The sequence below is a fragment of the Devosia sp. genome, assembly GCF_030689745.1.
GTDB classification, from domain to species: Bacteria; Pseudomonadota; Alphaproteobacteria; order Rhizobiales; family Devosiaceae; genus Devosia; species Devosia alba.
The window spans coordinates 1-2,637 of record NZ_JAUYGL010000061.1; the positions used below are offsets into that span (position 1 = coordinate 1).

Genomic DNA, 2,637 nt, shown 5'->3' on the forward strand with positions numbered 1-2,637 from the left:
CCAATGACGAATGGCTGGTGCGTAGTCTGAAGCGGGCATCACATCCTCAGAAACGGTCGCTGTATCGAAATAGCCAATATAGCCGGAGTCTTCGCTTGGCGGGAAGCACATTTCGCTCGTCACTTGGGTACTCGACTGCCGAAAGCAGTGCATGCAAGAAGCATTGAGTTTGGTGTAGGTGGCCGGCAACAACTTGCCCAGTCTGTTATGGATCAGGTGTCGTAGCTTGGTCGGCACGCGGGCACTTGATCTGGAGTTTCTAGTGGCGAGCCCTTCGGCCGGGACCCGTGCCGAGAAGCAAGAGCATGCTCGCCATGCAGGCCCAAAGGAATGGGCGTCGCCGAGGGATGCCACTTTTGGCATTTGCCCGCTCCAACCTACTACGAGAACCGACCCGGCGCCCCGGCCATGCTGAGGTCGTGCGATAACACCCAAGATCGCCCTCAGCATTGCCAAGGACCAAGGCGCTCGGGAGGTGCGATTGGCTCACCCTGCAGTTCACGCACGACGGTGCTGACCCACCGGCGTCACTGGTTGGCCATGTATCCGCCCCCGCACCGCCATCTCCAGCACAGAGATCGCCGGCCCCCAGCAGCAACCCTGGCCCGGATTGCCGGGCTGATCACCGATGCGCTAAACAATGTCGACTGCCCGGCCTACACGCCAGCGGCACAGTGTGCGATCGCTCAGGCATAGATGCCATGCAGGGCTTCAAGCCGGTCAGGCTAATCGGCTTGCTGGACTAGCGCTCGACGGTGCGGCCGGTCGCATTGGTCACGCCGCAGCAGGTGAGCTTACCAATACTGTGCTTTGGGCCTGGCGGATCTGCGCCTCATGACTGGCAGCGCCCACTGCAATGTCGAAATCAGCGGTCGGGTGCATGGCCGCCATTTTGCCCTCCGAGCCATCGGGAAGTCACTCAGCAGGAGACCCCGTCAGGATGGCTATCCAGACCACAGTGGTCCCCTTTCGATGTTGTTGTTGCGCGGTTTTGCGGGGCATGTCTCTATGGCGCAGGTTGGGAGGCGACTATGAAAGTGAATGTCTTTGTTGCGCACGACGACGGCAAGACGCCGCGCGAGTTGCTGGTATTGCCTTACGGTCCGCTTGGCGGAATTCCAGAGCACCTGCAGCACCTGGAATGGCGCAATCTGGCGACGACACTGACGGACGATAAGCTCCTGAGCAGGTACGGCACCAAGATCGACGCTGATATCCGGCAACAAGGGTATTCACTTGTGCCCCAGGCAGACTGACGCGCTCAGCCAAGGATGTCGCCAATCGGTATTCCTGTCGGCAGTGCCGGCCCCCCAATGACTTCTGTGGATGGCCCCCGCATTGCAAGAGGTAATTCGACGTTCTGGCGCGTTGGTCGGGTGCAGTCTTCTGTCCGGCCTGTTGATGCAGCCATTGGAGACTGCTGGCCCTGATGGGGTCGGCGAACAGGGTCCCAATCTGAAATTCAGGCTATGATGCCTCAGACATTCGACGGGTTGTCCCTGTTTCCGGCCTGACCGGTTTCGCCATCACATCGCGTCGCTCTCACAACCTCATGGAGCCGGTTAATCGGCTCGAACTGGATATTGCTTCAGGATGCAATCTCTCGCTGGTTTTACGCTGCAAGGCTGGGAGTATGGCGAGCTTGGTAGACCTCGCCGCGAGCCATGACCGCCCAGACCACGCGGGCCATCTTGTTGGCCATGGCCACGCTCGCAACACGCGCCGGCTTTCGGGCAAGCAACACCAGGAGGTGGGTATCTGCTGCTTGGGATTTATACTTAGCTCGGCGGACCAGAGAGGTGGCGCCGATCACCAAGAGCTTCCTCAGATACCGATCACCCATCTTGGTGATGCGGCCGAGCCGGTCCTTGCCACCACTCGAGTTTTGCGAGGGTGTAAGCCCCAGCCAGGCGGCGAACTCTCGACCCGAACGGAACTGTCCGGGATCAGCAACCGATGCCGCGAGTGCCGTTGCACCGACCGGGCCGATCCCAGGAATGGTCGACAGACGCCGCGCCACCTCATCGGTTCTCTGCAGGGCAAGGATCGCTCGGTCGATCGCCTGCAAACGGACATGGGTATCGAGGACCTGTCCGCAAAGCAGGTCTAGAACATGCATCGCCATCTGCGGCACGTCTGGCGTTACTTCCTTGGCGACGATCTGGCGTGCCAGGCCAAGAGCCCGCTCCAACCCTTCGGGAATGTCGATGCCGAACTCGGCCAGTAGGCCGCGGATCATGTTGACCAGCTGCGTGCGCTGCTTAACCAGGAGATTGCGCGTGCGGTGAAGCGACAGTGCCGCCTGCTGCTCGGCTGACTTCATCGCCACGAAACGCATGGTCGGGCGGGTCACGGCTTCGCAGATCGCTTCGGCGTCCACGGCATCGTTCTTGCCGCGCTTCACATACGGCTTCACGTAGGCCGGCGGCATCATGCGGACCTCATGACCGAGCCGCGTCAGCTCGCGCGCCCAATGATGGGAAGTGCCGCACGCCTCGATACCGATCAGGCAGGGCGGCAACTTGGTGAAGAACGGCAGAACTTGCGATCGCCGTAGGGCTTTGCGCACGACAACGTCTCCAGACGCGTCAACGGCATGAACTTGAAAAACACGCTTGGCCAGATCGAGGCCTATGG

The 2,637-nt window shown here is 60.8% G+C and carries 2 protein-coding genes; one reads left to right on the forward strand and one right to left on the reverse strand.

Annotation, left to right across the window (positions count from 1 at the left end):
• Positions 1-1,031: 1,031 nt before the first annotated feature.
• Entirely contained in the window at positions 1,032-1,256 is a 225-nt protein-coding gene (locus Q8O80_RS05325) for a hypothetical protein (protein ID WP_305577701.1), read from the forward strand.
• Positions 1,257-1,612: 356 nt separating this feature from the next.
• Here Q8O80_RS05325 and Q8O80_RS05330 read toward each other — a convergent pair whose 3' ends face one another.
• Complete coding sequence (locus tag Q8O80_RS05330) at positions 1,613-2,635, reverse strand: IS110 family transposase (protein WP_305577703.1); 1,023 nt, start codon at positions 2,633-2,635, stop codon at positions 1,613-1,615.
• Between the last annotated feature and the right edge of the window lie 2 nt (positions 2,636-2,637).